The organism is Microbulbifer sp. VAAF005, assembly GCF_030012985.1.
In the GTDB taxonomy this organism is placed as follows: domain Bacteria; phylum Pseudomonadota; class Gammaproteobacteria; order Pseudomonadales; family Cellvibrionaceae; genus Microbulbifer.
Map to the genome: position 1 here is coordinate 1,020,255 of NZ_CP120233.1, position 18,605 is coordinate 1,038,859.

Consider the following 18,605-nt stretch of genomic DNA (forward strand, 5'->3'; position numbering starts at 1 on the left):
AAATGGATTAGCTACCTATCCCACTTGCACGGCAATGAGCTTACTTTGCTCATTGAGTTTGATATAGGCAGGATATTTACTCTATTTGTTTTGGTGAGCATTCTTTATACCTTTCGCGCCGCAAAACAAATTGACCAAGAAAACAAAGAGTTTATTCAGCATGGCAATTATTGTCAATTTGGACGTTATGCTGGTTAAACGTAAAGTCAGCTCGAAATCACTGGCGGCTCAGATTGGAATCACCGAAGCCAACTTATCCCTATTGAAGCGCGGCAAAGTGAAAGGAGTAAGGTTTGATACTTTGGCGGCAACCTGTGAAGCACTTGAGTGTCAGCCTGGCGATATTCTTGAGTTTAAACCAGACGAGTAAGATTATTACGAGAGCCCATTGGGCTCTCTAACACCCGGTTTAACCTTTCTCAGTAGTGAAGCAAGCCATTCACTCCAAGGTAAAATTCGCGTACTGAGCCAGAATACCCGCCCAGGCCTTCTCAATTTCTGGCAGTAAGTCCTGAAACGCGGCTTTCTCTGTCGCAACCCGTAAATCATCAACCGCATCCGAGGTACTCCAAACACTAGCACTCGTACTGTCTGTTGCTGTGGCTTCAGAAATACCGAACAGATACTCGGTGCGGACATCAAAAAATGCTGCCGAGACTGTGGTTGTTACCTTTACCTCCTTGTTCTTTAAAAAACCCAGGGAGATAACATTGAGTGGTGCAAATTTCTGCTCACCGGCATGAAAAGAAGTATCAAAAGTATACACCAGCAAAATATCAGCTTTTAGCCGCGCCGAAGCCTCCCGAAGTGACCGTACTGAGTCTAGATTAGTCGGCAGAAGGATTTTATTAAGCGGCGCTACATTGGATACTGCCGGTAGCTGCGATAAACGAAGAAAATCCCCCTCAGTCTCCACCTCCCGAGTCGTAACAACACTATAGCGACCTGTGCCAAAGCTATTGAGCCGGTAAGATTGGTACCCTGATGCCTGAACTCGGGCAATCGAGATATTTGCAGGGAATGGCGTTGCTGGCTCTTTAGACATCAATTCATTGATATCGGCATCCGCCAGCTCACTCAGATGCACCGAGCCTCCAGGAGTAGTATATGAGGCACAGCCACCCAGAGTGAATAAGGCAGCCAGTAGTAGCACTTTCATACATATATTCATCGGGAATCCCTTTCGAAATTAGGTGAGATATAACGTTATCACAAGGTAACAGGTGGCTATATAGTTACCTGTTAATTCGGGCTAATCCCCACAACTGCTCTTCCCGCTACTCGCCAAACCCTATGCGCACCGCCTATGCACAAAATTCCAATCCGCCCGATTTAAAAGGCTATACGCCCAGCACTTTACGAAAAAGCCTGTCAAATTCTGGAAGATCCAACTTTGGCCTTTCCTCTATAGAGTTGGCACCAGATCTATCCAGATTTGCTTGTATCCAGCCATCCAGTTTGCCATCAACGGCTATCAAATCGCCCTCTTCAAGCTCCTTCTTTTTCAAAATCAAACTGGAAAGAATATCCAGAAGCCACTCATTTCCTGTGGAAGGCAACAACTCGGTGTACATATGACTAAAGTCCACAGGAGGAATTTTTTTAAACTCTTTTATATACAGCGCATTAAGCAGTGAGCGCAGCACATAAAGTAACTTCTTGACCTTAATCTCTTTAAAGCCTCGATCATCCTCTCGAACAAACCTGGAGTAATTATTAAACCCCATACTGACATAGTGATGAGCTAATGCTCGCGGCTGCCAGCATTTTAGAGCCAAATCCTGCAGTGCCCCCAAAATATCTTCATTTCTGAAATAGACCTTTGGCGAAAATAGCCACTCGATTAAAGTGGGGTTACTTCCCCTCATTAAAGTTAAAGTTTTCTTGATATCCCAGCCAACTAAGTCCAGCTCATCGCCAAGCTTCTTATCAAATGGAACCTCAACGACATCTCTGGGAGTACCTATAGTGAGATATTGCTGAATATTACGCTTGTAGATAAACCTTACATCCCAGTCACTATCAGGGGATTCAAACCCCCATGCGCGGCTTCCTGATTCACAGGCATAAATAATTTCAATATCTCGCTCTACTTCCAGTGATTTCAAGCGGTCCTTTATCAGCGATTCCATATACATCTACCTGCTACGTCAAAACAAATCAACTATACCCGAAAAACTCGTTAATTACCCTTAGGAGACCTATCGGTTTACTCTCATAAGAGAGCCTTTAGGGCAGCTGTCTCTCTCTCCTAACAACTGGACTAGAAAATGTTAAGCATAAAGCTCCTTTAGACTATGATAAGCGCTAAAAAGTGGCTCCCAGGAAGCTAGCCCCATGGACGGAAATCCAAAAGACTCTATCACTGTAAACAACCACTCTATCTATTATTTCCAGGAGGGACAGGGAGAACCCATTGTTTTTGTACATGGTGCACTGGCCGATGCTCGTATGTGGCAAGAACACTGCAAAATTCTATCAAATGAATTTAGAGCGATTTCATTCACCCAAAGGCATTTCGGTAATCCGGGTAATCCTTCGGAAGGCCCCTTTGGAATTGATACCCATGCAGCAGACCTAGCAGGGCTGATTGAGGCCCTAGATATAGGCCCTGTCCACCTAGTAGGATGGTCCTATGGTGCGGATGTGAGCTTAAATGCTGCTATAAAGGCTCCTAAACTAATCAAAAGTCTGTACCTTTATGAGCCTGGATATCCGGGATACATTGAAAACAACGACATGGAAGAGTATCGCCGAGATGCTGAAACTATGTTTGCAGAAATTTTCAAAACAACGGCTGAAGGTGAGCTGGATACTGCGGTTAAGCTACTAATCGACAGCTCTGGGAATCAAGCAGGCTACTTCTCTCAGCAGCCCCTTAAATATCGCGTACAGCAGCTGGATAATGCCTACACCCTACCTCTACAGCTTAATCAAACTGAACAACCCGCACTGAACCCAAGTAGTCTTTCAGGCATATCTATTCCAGTTTCCGTGGCCTACGGCAGCAATACTCGCCAGCTATTTAGAATTGTATCGCTTGCGGCGAGTACATTAATTCCAGACACCCATCCACAAGAGGTAAGCTCAGCAAATCATATGCTACCTCTGGAAGATCCTGCACGCTTCTGCCAACTTGTGAGAGAGCGCATTACCAATTGCTGTGACCAGCAACCTGTAACTTAATAATAAAGAGCAGGGAAAGAATACCTATAAGGCATGAAAACCGATTGTAGACTTAGTCTCTCGAGCATTCTTTCCCGCTTAGCAGTTAGAAGCCTCTTATTGCTATTCACTACCAATTAAACGCAGGGGGTGGAAATATCACCCCCCAAAGTGCTCTAGTCAGCTTTACAAATCCTTGCGTCTGAATACCAAACTCCCGCTTGGCAGCTGGAACCCTCCTCACAGTGTTCATCTATTTGACAATAGCACTGACCATCGGGATTGCAGCCAGGAGTTAAATAGTTTTCCAAAGGATCAGCCCCACTTACTCGATTCCAAAAGGGGTTGGAAAATATATTGTTTGGGTCCAACTCTTCTTTAACATCCATAAACTGGGACCACTTGGGGAAACGCTCAGCCATGTCCTCAAAAATAGCGACTGAATTCTTACCCCAATGAGGTCTGGCTCCATACTTCCGGAGAGACATTTGCTCAATTTCCAAATTGACAAAGTAGTTCTTTGGCACAGCTTCACCTCGTTGACGAAGGGTATATTCAATCCCTACAAACGCTGTGTCACGGCCTGCTGTCATTCCTAAATAGCTATCGGAAGCCTTGCCAAAACGGAAATAAATACCATTCAGCGGAAAACAGGTTTTTTCACTATTTGCAATAATCTGGCGGACATCCGCAATCCAGTTGGGCAATTCTTCAAATGGAATCGCGACTTCCTGAAGTGCAATTGGAAGGTTATCCCAGACACACTTGTCTGGCTCTTTACATACGAAATGTTGCATCAGGTCCGCGTGTCCAGTGGGCTTAATAAACTTTTTCAAGCCTGAATCAACATCCCTGAAATAGGAACTGGAGCGAGCAGTATGGCGAAGAGAAGCTGCAAAACACTGCAATGCGGCACTATCGGCTTCATGAAGGCTATCAAATATCAGCCCAAATAAATATTCGGAGAAGTCTGATACATCTGCCTGGGCATTGTAGGCATTACCCTTAGTCGACAAAGGTACCTTGTTGTAAGTTGTTACGGTATAGCGCCCTAATCCCGGGAACCAGGCAACATTAGCTGAATGATTATCTCGAGCCAAATCAAGAACAACATCCTCCAGCTCATCATCGCTGTGATACCCCTTTACTTTTGCTTGTACTTTATAGCCAGGTTCAACCTCTATGGTCACTTCAACAACTACGCCTAAAACACCTAGGTTTACCCTGGCGGCATTGAGCATCTCACCATTGATTACTCGTAAGTCCCCATTGCCATCAACCAACTTCAATTCGGTGACATAATCAGAGATCATGCTGCTTTTTTGTGTAAAAGTTGAACCGTGAGTACCGCTTCCCAGCATACCGCCTATCGTGAATATGGCCAGCTCTGTCACCATCGGCACACTTAGTTCATGCTCTCGAAGATAGGCGGTCAAATCCCGGAATCTCATACCGGCCTGGACAGTAACCAACAGGTTATCTTTGTCCAGGCTAACAACCTGATCCATATTTTCCAGAGTGATTTGCACTTCTCCATTACCTGCACAGGCCGCATCAATCTGACTATTGAATCGGCGACTCCCTGTCATCACTTTACGGCCTTGATCCGCTGCATCACGTACTATCTGCTGAACTTCTTCAATACTGGTCGGATCATGGATAACACCAGGGAAACAATCCTGAGTATCCTGGTAGTTTTTTAATACCTCAGGCACTTCAATTGGTGGCGGTAGCTGCTCTGCAACACTTGTAGCAGCCATAAAAACGCCCGCTATACAAAGAGCTTTTCTACACCACCTCAATAAATGTTTGGATTTGGTTATTATTTCTGCACACATACCTAAACTCCCTTTATTGCATTAACGTAGACTGGATAAATCAACCAAAACGGGGAAGCAGCTCCCCATCGATAATGTCCCGAACATTACTGCTGTGATCAGGCGCTTTACTGCGAAGAAAATCAGCATAATTTGACCGGTAGGCTGATAAAGGGCGACGACCAATGGATGGCACCCACAGTGCATGATTCGTGGTTGCAAATTCCAGTGATCGGTTAGCTAGGATACAAATTGGCCCACCGCTGAGACGTGCCGCATCAAAAATCCAAAACTCTTTACCATTGGAATCGGATGTCGTTGGATATTTGCGTACAACTGCTGCAATCACATAACCGTCGTTCTGGGCTGTGGAGCCCGGGCGGGCCATAAATTGCGGTGTACGCATTACGCAATCTTCTGGGAACTGAAAGGCATCCGCAATTTTCATATTGACGCAGTCCATATGAATCAAGGCAGAGGGACGACTTTCTTCAGGCATATTCCAATAGCTGTAGTGGCGCTCAGGATAATCACGATATGCCCAGGAAACCCGCATAGATATATGGTCAGGCCTGTAACCCACAGCAGCCCAATAAAGGTGCTCAAAGGTTTCAGGGAACTGGAAGTGCCCACGGTAAGCCGGATCATTCATATCCCAGGAAAGCGCATCATCCCGAATAACCCGGTAATCTTCTTTTATCTCAATAGCTGAATTTGAGTTAACTCGAATCCGGGCACGTACCAAACCTCCAACATCCAGCGGTGCTGCAGGGTATCCGGACAACCACTTGGGTACCAAACCTCCCTTCTGCAGGATTTCAAAGCGGAATAACTGCTCAGATTTATCCATTGCCCCCATATATTGGCCATACAGGGTAATCTCACCCGCATTGTCATCGTAGTTGCAGACAATGTCCGAAGTATCAAAGCCGAGCTCCAGGTAATCTGCGATAATAGTATCAGCACCCGGCACCATATCGGCCTTCCGAATAACCCAACACCGGGTCCGGTGTTCTTGAGGCAGAACTATTCTTGTTCCAATAATTCGGGTAGATTCAACTCTCGCTGCAGTTTCAAAGACAATGATATGATTTCGCGTTACTCCAAGAGAGTGTGAGCTTGCAGCAATATAGGCGTTGTTACCCTGACGATCCCGAATGTTCCAACTTTCAAATGCACCCTCTCGATCCCAGCGAATTAATCGAATAAATCCTGAGCTACCAGAATCACCAATATTTCCACCATAGTTGATGGTGATACAGTTACCTGTTTCCAGATCAAAGAAAGGGTGACCGGTGGTCCGAACCTGGGGAAATAGCCACTTTTCTGGGGTTAGATTTTCAAGCAGCGGAGGTAAGCTCGATTTCCATTCATCCACTTCTCCAATAGGGGTTACCATCTCTAGAGTTGTAGCATCAAACTCATAGGGCATACCCCCTTCATAACTCATTGCAAAACGGTTATCTCCCATGTAGTTGGGGGCCGTATTGCAGTAGTTCATAAATCCCAGATTCGGGCTTGAGTATATTGTCCCACCTAACAAAATGAATTTATCAAAACCTGTTAAATCCTGCTCCTGCATTATCGCAGACGCGGTACGTATCATTTTTCGGGTATAGGGAACTTCACTGTTATTGCTCCGCCCAGTAAAGTCGAGCCGGGTCAAAGCTCCCTTTCCATTAGGTGTAAGATGGTTGGACGCCAGTGGAATACCCTCAGCCATAAGAAGATGGCCAATAACATCATCAGGTAAGATTCCCTGTATTACACTGAGCACTCCGGAGGAATCTGATAGATCACCAACCATTATTGACTCTGGGAAACTAGAGTCATCCAAAGCATTACTTGTTCCAGCCTTAGCTGATGCCACTCCCATAAGCGGTGATGCAGACATTACACCTGCAGCCTTCAATAGATCTCGACGCTTCATTTTTTATCCCTAAAAAATACGGCCGACAGCTTAACCTGACCATAAAATTAAATTTTTTAATGAAATAGTTGGCGCAATTTACACCCAAAGTAAACCTTTAAGCGAAAACCATTTATTATTTTTTATCAAATCAAACCTCCAGAATTTTAACCCCTTAAAATTCACGCTATCAACCTATATACAACAATGAAAACAAACCAAACTAGAGAACAAAACCTATCAAACAGGACAACAAAAAACACCAATCAGTCAAACAAAAAAATATCGATAAGAAATCCGATATCGCCCGAAACAACCACCAGACTAATATCAATAACAGAATTTAAAATAAATATTAATACTCATTGAATCGCACAATATTTAATATATCCATGAGGCATCTCATATATATGTGCCAACAGATCGAAAGCTGCATCAGCCCCCCTAAGAGGTACAGCTAGGAAGCAGTGGATATATGACAATTCTATTAGACATTGAGAAAATGATTATTCATTGATGTTTAATTGTATTGGTATACAATATTTCATGCACAACTACCCTAAAATTAATTTAAGGTGACATTAATGTTTAGTCATATTATGGTCGGGGCCAACGATATCGAGGAATCAAAGGTATTTTACGATTCCACTTTTGGAATATTGGGTTACAAACCCGGCACTATTGATGATCGTGGCCGCTGCTTCTATTTTAATGACAACGGTATTTTTGCCATCACCAAACCCATCAATGGGGAGCCCGCAAGCCATGGCAATGGCAGCACTATTGGCTTTACAGTAAACAGCTCTGAAGAGGTTGATGCCTGGCATGCTGCAGGTATTGCCCACGGTGGCACCAGCTGCGAAGAGCCCCCAGGCGTGCGGGATAGCGCCGTAGGCCCAATCTACCTCGCCTACTTACGAGACCCTGCAGGCAATAAGCTCTGCGCATTGTATAGAGCAAGCTAATTAGGGTTCGCAAGGTGCCTCCCTTTACAGGGAGGCGCTTAATAAGTGGACTAATAGCGTCATCAGTCCCAGCGGTTGAAAATAACGTGCATGCCGTGATGATCGTCACTCACGAATACGAAATAGCCGGCGCCAGTATGTGCAGTTGCGCACACCTTCGTCCCCTGGGAGGTCTCAGAACACTGCATTTTGTAGGCTTCAATTCCCGAAGTATCGTATTCACACTGACTGTATTGGCTGTCAAGAGTTTGCACTAAATCGCGGCTGCTCCTTGCCAATACATAGCGGTAATCACCAAAGTAGCGATAGTTATAGGCATCCAGGTAATATGCCTGGGAATCAATACCCCCTTCCAGAAGCTCGCTATAGCAGAGTTCAGGTCTGGCCATCCACAGAGTTTCCTGATCATTCGAAGAGTGTATTCCTGGCCAATTCTGTTGATCATGTTGAGAGAGTACTACGTTGGTTGAATCAACATAGTCTTTCACAATGACGTAATCACCTTCATCACTTTCTATTCTGCAAACCGGCGCACCGCCAATAAAATTATCACACTGAACCATATCCAGGCTGACTTGAGTTGTCTCCCCGGCACAGTCTTCTGCAAAGCTTTCAGCCCAGTATTGCACAGCCTTAACTGCATACTCTCGAGAGTCTTCTATTTCATAATAGAAGTCTGAAAAGATGCGATAAACATCGCGATCATTAGTATTGCTTGCAGAAGCTGCTACAGAACACTGACTAAACTTAGGCAGTTCAAAAGTCTGTTCTGCTTGAGCGGGAACCGCACCGGCAATAGCAATCGCTGCTGTAAAAGTGGCAAGAGTTTTCATTAGATGTCCTCCGTGAACAATCATCCTAAAAGGGACGCGGATTCTAGCAGAGGAAAAAAACTATCAAAAGCAGTGTAACGATATGAAAGTTCAGGTACCTTATTCCAAGGTTGTGAATATCTGAATAATATTAATTATCGGCATAAGTGAGTTAACTCGATAAAACGTTCCAACTGAAATCCGGCCTCAGCCTTCCCTCTATCTTTACCTTCAAGCGGCCAACCACAATTCACCCGCACACAATCACCGTAGAGATCAAGCGTGCTAAAATCTGCACCGCCCAACAAGGCTATATTTTCTTCGGAAGCCATACGGCAAAGACTCCGGCTATCCAACCCTGGGATCTGCAACCAAATCACCATTCCTCCATGGGGATCACTGATGCGCGATTCATCGGGCAAGTTTGAACTTAAGTAGTTGCGATAGGATGCGACCTGGAAGGCAAGCTTTTGCCTGAGCCCCTGCACATGACGGGAGTATTGAGTAGTACCGATGAAATCGGCTACCGCTAATTGGACGGGCAAGTTCACACCGAAACTTTCGGTAAATCGATAGCGTTCATATTGTTTTCGATACCTTCCTGGTAAGCACCACCCCAGGCGATAGCCTGCGCTCAATGTCTTGGAGATAGAGCCACACCAAAGCACATACCCGCTCCGGTCCCAGTAGCGCACGGGCATGGGCAGACTTCTTTGAAATCCGAGTTCCAAATACACATCATCCTCGACAATTGGAACCCGATATTTACCAGCCAGTGCGGCCAGGTTCTCTTTCTGCTCCGAACTCAGGGACACGCCCGTAGGATTCATATGACTGCTACTAAAAAGACCCGCTTGGACCAATCCCTGCTGCATATAGCGCTCTAGCTGTGCGAGGTCTAAGCCGTTTTCAACAGTCGGTATCTCAACAACTTTTCGCCCCATCAAAGCCAACAGATTAAGAAGACCGTTGTAACAAGGAGAACTGATCGCAACCGCTTCACCGGGCTTAGTCGTAATGGCAATCGCCGTGCGGACGGCATCCATACAACCATTCGTCACTACTAATTCATTGGCAGAGAAATGCAAATCATAGCTGGCAAAGTGTGCGCTAAGCGCACTGCGCAAAAGCGGCTCCCCAGAGGAAACCGGATAGCCATGCATCCTGGCGCCAGCCTCTCGGGTTGCCCGCCGCATACTGCGCTCCAGGGAATCTAACGGCAATAGCTCTGGAGATAAAGACGCAACACCCAATGGCCCTGTTCCCAACCCACGGAAATAGCAATCGTGATTTACTGGATCTGTTGTTCGGCAGGTGAATGCGGGCATTATGGGAGGCGGGTTACTGCTGGGAGGAACTGAGGCAAAGAATCCAGATTGCGGTCGAACCTTCGCCCAGCCGAGCTCCTCCAGCAAGTAGTAGGTGCTTTGGGCTGTTGTCAGGCTCACTTCGTTTTGTGCAGCGAACCGCCTGAGGGACGGTAGTTTATGACCGCTTGGTATTCTCCCTGACTGAATATCCTCTATACAGCGTTCGGCAAGCTCTTTATACCGCACCTATCCCCTCTCCGATTCCGTCTCCGCCCAAACTGTATACCTATTTTATACAAAAATTGCATCTGTATACCTTTTTTCATTTCTTGGATAGTTAGCCCCGAGACAAATTGGAGGGGCTGATGCGGTACTCGGATTTATTACTTGGTGTGCTACTAATGGCAATGTGGGGATTCAACTTCATTGTTATTCAGATGGGAACGGAAGATCTGGACCCACTCCTTCTGGTGGCTTTACGCTTTTCTTTGGCAGCCTTTCCGGCAGTGCTTTTCGTTTCCAGGCCGACAGTCAGCTGGAAGTACGTTCTGGCCTACAGCCTGACTTTTGGCTGTGGGGTTTGGGGGATGGCCACCTGGGCAATCTCTAGCGGACTCTCTGCGGGAATGGCCTCACTTCTTTTGCAAGTAAATGTTGCGATTAGCTTACTACTCGGCTGGGTATTCCTGAAAGAAAAGATTATCCCGCAGAAAGCTCTTGGGGCTCTACTTGCCTTAGGAGGGCTGTTGCTAAGTTTGATGGTTGAAGATGGCACTGTGCCCCTTATCAGTATTGCACTTATCCTAATAGCGGCTACCAGCTGGAGCATCAGTGGGCTCATTGTAAAGGCCAGTGGCACACAGCAAGTATTTAGCTTTATTGTCTGGGGGCTATTTTTTGCACCGTTACCACTGTTCGCTGCTACCTATATTAAAAATGGTGCGGATATATTTTATGAAATTCAAAACAACCTTAGTGGAAAGTTAATTTTCTCCATATTGTTTCAGGCCTACCCAACCACTCTGCTGGGATACTGGTTCTGGAACCGGTTAATCGTTAAGTACCCGCTGTCTACTGTTGCGCCTTTAGGTTTACTCTGCCCCGTTTTTGGACTTTTTTTCAGTTGGTTATTAACTGGCGAATCGATTGGTTCAGAAAAGTTAATGGCCGCTATTATGATTTTCTCTGGGCTGGCACTTGGTATTGTTCATTTTCGCCAGAGCTTTAAGATGCTAAGAAACTCACGGATTTTTGGCATGTTAAACATATCGCGATGAACAAGTATCCAAGTTGAGATTTGCCAATTTTCAGGAGTAGGAATCTCAATAATATCTTCAAATTTTTCAGCCAGGATTCTCGGCATGGCGCCAATGCCACAGCCAGAAAGCATTGCCTGGTTAAGAATTTGCTGACTGGAAGCAGTCAGCACAATCTTTTGATCGGGAATATGATTATAAATCCATTCATTCCAGCCAAAGTGTAACGGGCGATCACCTAAAGCCAGAAATCTGTGCTCTTGAAGGTTACTTTTATCGGGAAGCCCATAGTCTTCAATATAGGATTTGTGTGCATAGAAAACGAATTCTGTAGTGAAAAACGGCAACACGATATTATCAGGTGTCGTTGGTTTCTCACCGACACGAATCGCAATATCAGCTTCACCGTACTCCAGGTTAAAATTGCGCAGATCCCCGATTAAATTGACAAGCATACCTGGGTGCTGCGTCTGGTACTGTTTAATTATCGGCATCAACAGGTCTACCATTTCGCCGACAGAAGTGATAGTGAGGTTGCCTTGCAAATTCTGCTCTTTGCTTTGCAACCGCGATGACAACTGAGAAAAATGGCTGTCCGTCACCGCTCCCAGGCGCATAACCTCCAGCCCCGCCTCCGTTGGAATATAGCCTTTGTCATTACGCTGAAATAGTACAACCCCAAGGCTTTCCTCCAATACATTAATATGGCGCATCACAGTGGACCTATGAATACCAATCTCTTGGGCCGTTGCACTCAGAGTGCCCAGTTTGGCCAGCTTGTAAGCGGTCCTTAACTCAGTCCATTTATCCATTATTTACCTCAAGCCCCCAATGCTCAGCATGTGCAAATATGCACATCAGAGTCTCATAATCACACATTCACAGCATATTCGCTACACCATAAAATGGATTCAAATGACCTGTACACCCTCTAATGGTTGAAAAATATGGTAATTAAAGCGGAAGTATTGATATTAGACGGTGGTTTCGCCGGTGTGTCTGTCGCGCAAGCACTGGAAAGACATGGGCTCCATACCATTCTGGTAGACAAAAAAGATTATTTTGAAGTCACTTTTGCCACCTTGCGCAATGTAACCGATCCATCCAGTACCGGGAATCAAGCGCGCAAGTACTACAGGGACTTTTTCTATGGCCGCTTCATTCAGGGAGATGTAATGGAAATGTCTGCGAAATCAGCGCGTTTGGCAGATGGAACAGAGTTACATTTCAACAGTGCCATACTCGCCTCCGGCACCCGATATCCGAGTATGCCAATGGCCAAATCTCTTTGCGCAATGGATATTCAATCCAGAAACCAAGAACTGTTGAACGAGCATCAGCGACTGAAACAAGCAAGGAAAGTCATGGTGATAGGTGGAGGGGTCGTTGGTGTCGAATTGGCAGGAGAGATCGCGCACGCTATGCCGAGCACTCACGTAATTCTGACACACAATAAAGAGGTCTTATTGGACAACTTCAAGCCTAAAGCACAGATCAAAGCCCAGAGACAATTAGAGAATTTAGGTGTAGAAATTCAGTTTAACAGCCGCTACCAAAATCAAAATGGCCGCTATATAAATCTCAACAATGGCCAAGCCAGCGATGCAGACCTGGTTTTTGAAGCAATTGGTGCGCTGCCCAACAATGATTACCTAAAACCGCACTTAGCGCATATCCTTAATGAGCAGGGATTTGTGAAAGTCGATAACAACCTTCAAGTTATTGACGAACCAAGCTTGTATGCACTCGGAGACATTGCCGATATTGGTGAGGCCAAACTGGGCTACCTCGCCTCTCAGCAAGGTGAATACCTGGCAAAGGCCATCGCCAGAAATAGAAAAGGAAAAAGTACCAAAAGCTATAAACGAAACCCACTAATGGCACTAGTTCCCATTGGCCAGAAGCAAGGATTAGTGCAGCTACCTTTCGCAGTAACAACCTGCAACCACCTCGTGCGGTTGAAGCAGAAAGACCTATTCATTAATAAGGTTTATCGTGGGTTTGGCACTCAGCCAAATGCCCAGCTCTCTTAGTTCGGGCTAACCATTGTAAGTAGCTATTAATGCAGTTAACGATATGATTCTATTTTGGCCAACTGTATAAATACAAAAAATAAAATCATAAAGTGAGCATTATCAAGGACAAAAAATCACAAGTACTAACCAGGTTTATTGCTTTTCTCCCTCACCAGCCAGTAGGAAACTCCCAGGGCGATAGTCACCAGGGCAATACCGACTATTTGCTCCGCATTAACAAATTTCAAGTTGAGCACAATAACCTTCCGAGCTACAGCCATTAAGGCTGTAGCCAATACCAATTGTACCGGTATCACATTTGTACCCAGGTAGAGTCGGATATTGGTGAAAATTTCAATGGCAATAAGAACGGCGAGAAAGGCCCCAAAAGTCTCGAGGATATCTTCCATATCCAGCAATAGGAATGGCGTCTCCATAAGCCTTTCATAAAGCACATAGACGACATCCGCAATGGTCCAGAATATGACCAACACCATAAGAATGGCGAGAAATTTAACGGCATATTTTATTGCTCGATGTAATTGGTTGATCAGGGGATCAGCATGATCCTCATGTATCTCGTCATATTTCATGGGCTTCGCTCTGCCGATTGATACCGCACATTGCTTGAGTTCGACTATAGGCGAAATCCCCGTATTCAGCCGAGAGAGCTTCCTTTAGTGAGTGAGTAGTAAAAGGAATCCCGGCAGCATATTCACCGCCGGGATATTGTGAGTCGTTAAGGTAGGCAGGCTGCGTTAGAGAAGAAATACTTTACTTCGTAGTCACTACAATCCTCTGTTGCACAAAAGAAGCGGTAATTAGTGCCGATATCGCCTATATGCATGCTTTCGCCGGTTAAGGAATAATCCAACTTCGTATCAACAACCCTTGCCTCAATACCAGCAACATCACTGACAGCACAGCTATTGCTGATATTTCCTGCTGACTTGTGTTCGTTAAAGCTCTCATAATCAATGCCACCTGAGGAGGGATCATCCAGGTCCAGCCACTCGGTTGCGTAGTACCCTGGATTTACCAAGCTGTTGGACAACTTGTGCACGCCCAAAGCATCGATTTCATCACCGTGGCGCCCGTGGAAAGCAAAAATTTGCTGGGATGAAGTGGAAGAATAAGTTGTACAAGTCCCCTGCTGAGTGCCCCCGGAAATAGATGAGCCATTGCTCGACGTCAATTTAAGGTAGTAAACACTACCGGTTTCATGCTTTTCATCGTCGACACAAATTTTAACGTCATCCAAATACTCGCTGCTGGCGGAGTTGAAACTCAGTACACTCCCCATCGAGCCCCCATCTCCATCACCATATTCAATACAGTATTCATGATCACTGGCTGTGGCATGGCTTAGGGATTGCTTAAATTCATAGCAAGCTTTAAAACCATCAATTCGGCCACCGGAACGAATCTGGATAGATTTCAGATTCATAGTGCCGCTGCCGAGCAGTTTGCGTTTTACCAGGTCGATTGAATCAAACGCATCACCTCCGGTACCACCCACGGCATCTTTTTTGATGTAGCCAAAATCCGAGTAACTATCTTGGTTGGCGATCCAGAACCCATCAAATGGTTCGTAGTAATTCACCCAAACCGAGGTAGTTACACCTTCTGAATTCCTCTTGGCATAAAGCGTGGCATTTTCCAAAGCGTTATAAGGCATTCCATAGCGGTAGCCATCAGCTTCACAGGCGGAGTAACCTTCACTCCAAGTTCCCGATGCACTGCTGATGTGCCAGTTTCGCTCATCGTCCACACAGGCAAACACTCGCTCCGTGCTACAGCTATAGTCACGAATTTCACCGTCATTACTTAACCAGGCGCAACTATTGCTGCCACTGGGAGAGTCATTCCGCCAAGACCACGTAAAATCTTCAATCTGGGGTGCTTTAGAGGCACCTATAGTGGTCGCATTGGCCTCCACCAGCGCCAACTCAAGCATGTTATACCCAGATACTGCTTTCTCCAGGATCTCACTGCCGGAATACTTGATGTCATCCTTGCTATATTCCGTTGTTGCATCCAGGGCGACACTTAAATTCCCATTGTTGTAGTGGCTGATTGCGCTGGCATTACCATCGATATCTGCTGTTAGCTGGCTGGAATTTTGTGCAAGTGGCTCATTAGAAGTGAGGTTTCCAGATGCATCCATTTCATCCACACCGATCCAGACATTACGTCTGAATTTCGATGTGTTTGACTCGTCATGGTAATCACACAGATTGTTATCACCAGTGTGCGGATACTCTCTGGGCACCTGAATAAATAGGATAACGTTGCGTCCCGCATCCAACACATCCTGTTTAGTCAGTGTTTGCGCCGGCAGGGAGGCGCAATCATCTTCTGTATAGCCCCAGTCGGTAGGCTTAAATACCAGATCCCCCAACCTGCTTTCAATTTTCTCACCAATCTTATTGCGGAAGTTCTGGTGGTAATCAGAATCGTAGGCCTCAAACTTTAGGAATATGACCTCATCATTATTATCCTCAAGAAAATCCTTAATCTCATCCAGCCCATCCCCCAAGGTTGCAGCTGTGCCAAACATATAAATACACATAGTGGCCTCTTCCAGGCCCATATGACACAGGTGCGGTGTTGAGCTGACACTCGAAGCAGGATAAGTATCATATTCGACCAGGCGTATTCCGCGACTGAACAATTTCTCCGGCGCGTACCACTGGTTTACATCGGTATATACACCCTGATCCCACTGATAGGATGCATAGGCATTATGCGCTCCCGCCCACAAGGTCTTTGATAAGGGAGCCTTTGTATCAATCTGCCCCTGTAAATCCAGGCGCTTCACTTTATCATCACCGGAATCAATCTCTCCCATGGCGGACATCGACAGAGATAATCCCAAAATTAAACTTGATACCAAACCAACTGTTTTATTCATTATTTTTTTCCTGATAAGTATCTTAATAATTACCTCACAAATAAAAATCCAGTAACTATTTCCCCCCAGTTGAATTGATCAATTAGAACAAGCGTGCACACGTGTCACGAATAGTTAAATTACAACAGTACCAGTCAGTCAATTTCGGTCATTTACCCTACTTTACACTTTCATAATTTACGTATCTCTCAATTCTGACAAATATCTATTTCCAACTTAAACCTGCGAAATAAGACTTACTTACAGAAGATACAAATAGTAAATACAGATTGTGACTAGTCAGTTAAGAACATAAGGCAACTTTGTAATTTTCTATTCTTTTGTGAAAAATGCGCCATTAATAAAGTCCCCAAAAACCAACCATCCCCACATTCAAGCAAAAAGCCTTAACCGCCAACTACGACCGCCAAGTCTAAAAAATTAAGCCAGATGATTCCCCCGCCAACTCACAAACAACATTCCACTAACCAAGCACTTATTTCATTATTAGAAATCACTAATAAATACCTTCTGCTCCCAGGTCCTTAATAGCGAGGGATATTTACTTTCCGCATTCAACGATAACAAGGGTATAGACGAGCCCCTCAAAAATCCGTGCAATCAAATCAGGGATTTGTCAGAATCAATTCTGGCGTTTAAAAAAATAAGTCGTAATTAGGAATTAATCGCCATAAAACAGAGCTTAACAGCAAGCAGGCAATGAAAAATACGCCTTTCTGTATTGTCATAAGTCAAATACAGTATTGATCCGCACGCTCAGGGAGTGGCCATCTTATTCAGGTATTGCATAAACAGAACTAAACGCCTCAAATCAAATAGTCAGCCTTATCAGGGAGAGAGAATGAAAACCAAAGCACTTTTTGTAATAATTAGCCTCGTTATAGCCTCATGTGGATCGATACGTCCGAACAACGCAAGCAATTACCAACAGGACCTTATTACCCCGGAGGAGACAAAGAGCTTTGTTCTCACTGAAAGTAGTATCTTCGATGAACCCATGCTAGGCATCGCACTAAAATACGATAACAAGCAATACCCTACCGATATTATTAATGTCTATATATACCCAATCGACAGTATTTCATGGGACGATACAGACGAAACAATCTCCATTGAAATGGGCGACATTATAGATGAAATTGACATGGCTATAGAGCAAGGACACTACAAATCCAGATCCGACGAGACCATCGAAAACTTCAGCTTTAATACTGGACAAAAGGTTTTCACAGGAAAGAAATCTTCGTTCACCCTCATTAACAAATACGATATTGAGTACTTCTCAAACAGCTATGTTTTTATTGATAAAGACAAATACATAAAATTTAGAACCAGCTTCGATAGCCAAGCTACCATAGAGTGGAACGGCGACGCTGCCGTTAAAGAAATATTGCCGGAAATAGTAGTCCCAGGAGAGTCTGAATATATGAAAGACTTGAGGACCGAACACCAGGAAGCTATCACGCAGGACCTGATAAAACTGCTATTTCAGGGTTCAAACGGTACGAAATCAAATACAGAATAGGCTTCAAAACCTCAACAAGGTTAACTTCAAACCTTTAAAACAAAATTTTCGACAACATTGAAGATATTGATGTGTCGCCAAGCCTCGCAGGTACTAAACCTTTACGGCTAAAGCGACACTCCCTCAATTAACGTTTCCAGTGCCATATCTGCCTGAACCTTTTCTTCCGTAGCCCCTGAAATGTATAAATTCACATCCAGACGGCAGGTTTCATTCAGATCACACACCACTTATTGACTAAATTTTCTAGGGGTTGAGATACTGCTGGCACTTCCGAGTCTATGATTAAGGAGGCATCCAGTTAAGGAATCTCGACACATGAGAAAAACGCTGCCTCTAATCCTGTCTCTACTGCTCTTCGTATTTACTCACGGCGTGCAGGCCAACAATTATGTTACCAAGGACAGTCAAACCACAGCGCCTCCTCTTGGGTGCATCAGTGCAACATCAGTAAAATCCACTCACACACCGACAGACATTACTGCTGCCGCCAAAACATGCGCAGAAGAGGCCAAATTTGATAATGCTGCTGAGCTCTTAATGATTGCGAGTGCCTTTGCCTACTTCGATACACAGAGAGTAAGTGACAAAACTGGGCATAATGTACTAAGAGTAATTTTTAATAGGGAATTTGGCTCTCTGCCTGACCAGGATCGTACCAAACTATTCTCCAGCATCAACTCTCTTGATAAAGGAGGCGCAAGGAAGCTCGAAGTGTGTACATCCTTAACAGATTCAGAGCCCCCATCCTATATACCTATCTATATGATTTCCCATGGGTTAAGAAAATTCACGGGAGCTACTGAAGATCCTCTGATAAAAGAATTCGATGCTACCGAAAGCTGGTCAAAATCCATGGTCTTTATCAAGTGCCGTAGCTAGTCAAAGACAAGGTGCTTATATCAGACTCGTCATTG

General features: G+C 44.9%; 16 protein-coding genes. 7 read left to right on the plus strand and 9 right to left on the minus strand.

Features of this window, described 5'->3' with window-relative positions; all coding sequences use genetic code 11:
* Positions 1-160: 160 nt before the first annotated feature.
* Complete coding sequence (locus tag P0078_RS04430) at positions 161-370, plus strand: helix-turn-helix domain-containing protein (protein ID WP_282933269.1); 210 nt, start codon at positions 161-163, stop codon at positions 368-370.
* A 69-nt stretch (positions 371-439) separates the two neighbouring features.
* Here P0078_RS04430 and P0078_RS04435 read toward each other — a convergent pair whose 3' ends face one another.
* Positions 440-1,159: a hypothetical protein gene (locus P0078_RS04435; protein WP_282933270.1), complete on the minus strand. Its 720-nt coding sequence runs from the start codon at positions 1,157-1,159 to the stop codon at positions 440-442.
* Positions 1,160-1,340: 181 nt separating this feature from the next.
* Positions 1,341-2,132 (minus strand): nucleotidyltransferase domain-containing protein, encoded by a 792-nt coding sequence (locus P0078_RS04440; RefSeq protein WP_282933271.1) that lies wholly within the window; start codon positions 2,130-2,132, stop codon positions 1,341-1,343.
* A 205-nt stretch (positions 2,133-2,337) separates the two neighbouring features.
* Between P0078_RS04440 and P0078_RS04445 the strand changes: the two genes are divergently transcribed.
* Positions 2,338-3,186, plus strand: coding sequence for an alpha/beta fold hydrolase (locus tag P0078_RS04445; protein WP_282933272.1), 849 nt, complete (start codon positions 2,338-2,340; stop codon positions 3,184-3,186).
* A gap of 155 nt (positions 3,187-3,341) precedes the next feature.
* Here the strand turns inward: P0078_RS04445 and P0078_RS04450 are convergent, their stop codons facing one another.
* Together P0078_RS04450 and P0078_RS04455 are read right to left on the minus strand one after the other, a co-directional pair.
* The gene (locus P0078_RS04450) at positions 3,342-4,925 is read right to left on the minus strand and encodes a D-arabinono-1,4-lactone oxidase (protein WP_282933273.1); all 1,584 of its coding nucleotides are present in this window, start codon (positions 4,923-4,925) and stop codon (positions 3,342-3,344) included.
* A 118-nt stretch (positions 4,926-5,043) separates the two neighbouring features.
* On the minus strand, positions 5,044-6,912 hold the full coding sequence (locus tag P0078_RS04455) for a carotenoid oxygenase family protein (RefSeq protein WP_282933274.1): 1,869 nt from the start codon (positions 6,910-6,912) through the stop codon (positions 5,044-5,046).
* A 563-nt stretch (positions 6,913-7,475) separates the two neighbouring features.
* On the opposite strand from P0078_RS04455, the gene P0078_RS04460 reads away from it, so the two are divergent.
* On the plus strand, positions 7,476-7,856 hold the full coding sequence (locus P0078_RS04460) for a VOC family protein (protein WP_282933275.1): 381 nt from the start codon (positions 7,476-7,478) through the stop codon (positions 7,854-7,856).
* 62 nt (positions 7,857-7,918) lie between these two features.
* Here the strand turns inward: P0078_RS04460 and P0078_RS04465 are convergent, their stop codons facing one another.
* A complete protein-coding gene (locus tag P0078_RS04465) occupies positions 7,919-8,689 on the minus strand; it encodes a hypothetical protein (protein WP_282933276.1) in 771 nt (256 codons plus the stop codon).
* A 134-nt stretch (positions 8,690-8,823) separates the two neighbouring features.
* The gene (locus P0078_RS04470) at positions 8,824-10,224 is read right to left on the minus strand and encodes an aminotransferase-like domain-containing protein (RefSeq protein ID WP_282933277.1); all 1,401 of its coding nucleotides are present in this window, start codon (positions 10,222-10,224) and stop codon (positions 8,824-8,826) included.
* A gap of 119 nt (positions 10,225-10,343) precedes the next feature.
* Between P0078_RS04470 and P0078_RS04475 the strand changes: the two genes are divergently transcribed.
* Positions 10,344-11,255, plus strand: a complete 912-nt coding sequence (locus tag P0078_RS04475; RefSeq protein WP_282933278.1) for an EamA family transporter — start codon at positions 10,344-10,346, stop codon at positions 11,253-11,255.
* On the opposite strand, the gene P0078_RS04480 is transcribed toward P0078_RS04475, so the two are convergent.
* The gene (locus P0078_RS04480; protein WP_282933279.1) at positions 11,186-12,046 is read right to left on the minus strand and encodes a LysR family transcriptional regulator; all 861 of its coding nucleotides are present in this window, start codon (positions 12,044-12,046) and stop codon (positions 11,186-11,188) included. The two genes, P0078_RS04475 and P0078_RS04480, sit on opposite strands and share 70 nt — an antisense overlap.
* A 135-nt stretch (positions 12,047-12,181) precedes the next feature.
* On the opposite strand from P0078_RS04480, the gene P0078_RS04485 reads away from it, so the two are divergent.
* Positions 12,182-13,267, plus strand: a complete 1,086-nt coding sequence (locus tag P0078_RS04485; protein ID WP_282933280.1) for an NAD(P)/FAD-dependent oxidoreductase — start codon at positions 12,182-12,184, stop codon at positions 13,265-13,267.
* A 125-nt stretch (positions 13,268-13,392) separates the two neighbouring features.
* Here the strand turns inward: P0078_RS04485 and P0078_RS04490 are convergent, their stop codons facing one another.
* The gene (locus P0078_RS04490) at positions 13,393-13,842 is read right to left on the minus strand and encodes a phosphate-starvation-inducible PsiE family protein (RefSeq protein ID WP_282933281.1); all 450 of its coding nucleotides are present in this window, start codon (positions 13,840-13,842) and stop codon (positions 13,393-13,395) included.
* Positions 13,843-13,988: 146 nt separating this feature from the next.
* Positions 13,989-16,163, minus strand: a complete 2,175-nt coding sequence (locus P0078_RS04495) for a jacalin-like lectin (RefSeq protein WP_282933282.1) — start codon at positions 16,161-16,163, stop codon at positions 13,989-13,991.
* A gap of 841 nt (positions 16,164-17,004) precedes the next feature.
* Here P0078_RS04495 and P0078_RS04500 point away from each other — a divergent pair.
* The gene (locus P0078_RS04500) at positions 17,005-17,688 is read left to right on the plus strand and encodes a ribbon-helix-helix domain-containing protein (RefSeq protein WP_282933283.1); all 684 of its coding nucleotides are present in this window, start codon (positions 17,005-17,007) and stop codon (positions 17,686-17,688) included.
* 318 nt (positions 17,689-18,006) lie between these two features.
* Positions 18,007-18,570, plus strand: a complete 564-nt coding sequence (locus P0078_RS04505; RefSeq protein WP_282933284.1) for a hypothetical protein — start codon at positions 18,007-18,009, stop codon at positions 18,568-18,570.
* Positions 18,571-18,605 lie beyond the last annotated feature (35 nt).